The sequence below is a fragment of the Monashia sp. HAY1-5C genome (assembly GCF_056755255.1).
This window is the reverse complement of the sequence record NZ_JBPGXG010000241.1, coordinates 1-2,661: the sequence shown is the minus strand read 5'-3', so window position 1 is coordinate 2,661 and position 2,661 is coordinate 1. Positions and strand designations below refer to the sequence as shown.

Genomic DNA, 2,661 nt, shown 5'->3' with positions numbered 1-2,661 from the left:
ACCCGAAGGCGGTGCCGCAGGTCGCGACGGCGTTCTCGACCCCGGCGAGGTGACATGCCATGACATCGGTGTAGCCCTCCACGACGACGGCGCGGCGCTCCGTGGAGATCGACTTCTTGGCGAGGTCGAGGCCGTAGAGGACGGTCGACTTCTTGTAGATCGGCGTCTCGCTCGTGTTGAGGTACTTGGCCTCGATGCGGTCGTCGTCGAAGAGCCGCCGGGCGCCGAAGCCGATGGTGTCGCCGGTGATGTCACGGATGGGCCAGACGAGCCGCCCGCGGAAGCGGTCGTAGAGACCCCGCGAGCCACGACCGGCGAGGCCGCCGGCGACGATCTCGTCGTCGGTGAACCCCTTCGAGCGCAGGTGTCGCACGAGGTCCTCTCCCCCACGCGGCGCGAACCCGACGCCGAAGTGCTTGGCGACCGCGCCGTCGAAGCCGCGGGCGCGCATGAAGTCGCGACCGGCCCGGGCGGCGGGGAGGTTGATGAGCGCGTCGGCGTAGAACTCCTGCGCGACGCGGTGCGCCTCGACGAGTCGGGCGCGTCGACCGAGGCCCTCCTCGCGGGGGCGGGAGCCGCCGTCCTCGTAGCGCAGCTCCATGCCGAGCTTCTGTGCGAGCCGCTCGACGGCCTCGGCGAAGGTCAGGTGGTCGACCTTCTGGACGAACGAGAGGACGTCGCCGCCCTCGCCGCAGCCGAAGCAGTGCCAGGCGCCGACGGCGGGGCGGATGGTGAAGGAGGGCGTCTTCTCGTCGTGGAAGGGGCACAGGCCCTTGAAGGACCCGGGGCCGGCAGACCGCAGGGTGACGTACTCGCGCACGACGTCCTCGATGGACGTGCGCGCCTTCACCGTCGCGATGTCCTCGCTGTTGATCAGCCCCGCCATCTGCCTCCTGTCGCTGCGGTGATTCTAGGTCGTCGGGCCGATCCCGCCGGTCAGGGGCACCACTGCCTGTGCAGACCGAGGGCCCGGACGTCGGTGAGCGAGGCGACCTGGTCGACGACGACGCGCAACCGTGCCGCGTCGTCGGTGGCGGCCGCATGGTCGGCGCGGAAGGGCGCGTCGAGCCGCTCCTCGGGACGCGCGGCGAACCCGGCCACGAGGTCGCGGACGACGTCGCGCTGTTCGGCCATGACGGCCAGGCGGGCGTCGGTCGCCATGACGAAGTGGTTGGCGATCGCCTTGAGCACCGAGCACTCGGCCCGGAGGTCGTCCGGCACGACGAGGTCGGCCTCGTACCGGCACAGGGGCCCGGGCCCGTGCCGTTCGCGGGTCGCCTGCTCGACGACGAGGACGAAGTGCCCGATGAGACGGCTCGTCAGGTCCTTGAGCCGGGCGAGGTCACCGCGGGAGCCGTCGAAGGAGGACGGCACGGCGCCCGAGGCCAGCAGCCGTTCCAGGGCGGCCCCGAGGACGTCCGGACCGAGGTCCGGCGCGTAGGTGCGCCCCGCGACCTCGAGCACACCGGCCATGTCCTGCGAGCGCAGCACCCGCGGGTCCAGCCAGCCGGACGCCACGGCGTCCTCGACGTCGTGCACCGAGTACGCCACGTCGTCGGACCAGTCCATGACCTCGGCCTCGAGGCACCGGCGTCGGGCGTCGGCGCCCTCGCGGATCCACTGGTACACAGGCAGGTCCGAGTCATACACGCCGAACTTGGTTGTGGGGTGGGGCCCGTCACCGCGACGCCAAGGGTACTTCGTCGTGGCATCGAGGCTCGCCCGGGTCAGGTTGAGGCCGGCGGGCGTGCCGTCGGGGTGGGACCGCTTGGCCTCGATTCGCGTGAGCAGCCGCAGCGTCTGGGCGTTTCCCTCGAAACCACCGATGGCGGAGGCGATCTCGTCCAGGATGGTCTCACCGTTGTGGCCGAAGGGCGGGTGCCCGAGGTCGTGCGACAGACACGCGGTGTCGACGACGTCAGCGTTGCAGCCGAGGGCGGCCCCGAACTCGCGACCGATCTGCGCGACCTCGAGGGAGTGGGTGAGGCGGTTGCGGACGAAGTCGTCGTGGGCCGGGGCCAGCACCTGGGTCTTGGCCGCGAGGCGCCGCAGCGCCGACGAGTGCACGACGCGCGCCCGGTCGCGGGCGAAGTCGTCGCGGTCCGCGCGCTTCTGGGCAGGGTCCTCCGCCACCCAGCGCTCCCGGTCCCGCCCCTCGTAGCCCACACCGGAACTGTAGGCGCAAGCGCCTCGCCACCAGCAAGGCCGGTGTCGCCGGGCCGGACCTGGCGTGAACCCCGTGCACGGGCCCTCGTCAGTGCGCCGGGGCGACCGGCATACTGGGTGATGGAGCCGATCAGGCTTCAGACCTCAGGAGCGCACCATGGGTGACAAGTCACCGAAGTCCCACATGTCCACGAAGGCCAAGACGCTCAAGGAGAAGCGGGCCGACAAGCACGCCAAGGCCGCGGCCAAGAACCACACCGAGATCATCCCGGCCAAGGGCAAACGCTGAAGGTGTGGCGCTGGCCGGCCCGGTCCGACCAGCGCTACGCCGTCGTCAACCGAGCTCGGCCCGCATCCGGCGCACCCACGCGGGTTCGGTGCCGTAGCGCTGGGACTTGATCAGGCGGCCGTGGGCACAGTCGTCGACGAGCTCGGCCATCCGCTTGTCGCGCGTCGCCTCCTGCTTGGCGGTGACCACCCAGTTCGTCGCGAGCT

At 71.3% G+C, this 2,661-nt stretch carries 4 protein-coding genes; 1 reads left to right on the top strand and 3 read right to left on the bottom strand.

From position 1 onward, the window contains the following. Together dnaG and ACR9ZK_RS21275 are read right to left on the bottom strand one after the other, a co-directional pair. A partial coding sequence (gene dnaG / locus ACR9ZK_RS21280) for a DNA primase (protein WP_481343959.1) occupies window positions 1-886 on the bottom strand: 886 nt, incomplete at its 3' end. A 50-nt stretch (window positions 887-936) separates the two neighbouring features. Next, window positions 937-2,166, bottom strand: coding sequence for a deoxyguanosinetriphosphate triphosphohydrolase (locus tag ACR9ZK_RS21275; protein ID WP_481343958.1), 1,230 nt, complete (start codon window positions 2,164-2,166; stop codon window positions 937-939). A 157-nt stretch (window positions 2,167-2,323) separates the two neighbouring features. Here ACR9ZK_RS21275 and ACR9ZK_RS21270 point away from each other — a divergent pair, with 157 nt between their 5' ends. Further along, entirely contained in the window at window positions 2,324-2,455 is a 132-nt protein-coding gene (locus ACR9ZK_RS21270; RefSeq protein WP_481343957.1) for a hypothetical protein, read from the top strand. Between the two features lie 45 nt (window positions 2,456-2,500). On the opposite strand, the gene ACR9ZK_RS21265 is transcribed toward ACR9ZK_RS21270, so the two are convergent. Continuing rightward, window positions 2,501-2,644 carry a hypothetical protein gene (locus ACR9ZK_RS21265; RefSeq protein WP_481343960.1) on the bottom strand — a complete coding sequence of 48 codons (144 nt, stop codon included), beginning with the start codon at window positions 2,642-2,644 and terminating at the stop codon, window positions 2,501-2,503. Between the last annotated feature and the right edge of the window lie 17 nt (window positions 2,645-2,661).

Bases quoted from the DNA above. Each gene is read 5' to 3' on its own strand.
- ACR9ZK_RS21270 (WP_481343957.1), top strand. From the start codon at position 2,324: ATGGGTGACAAGTCACCGAAGTCCCACATGTCCACGAAGGCCAAGACG.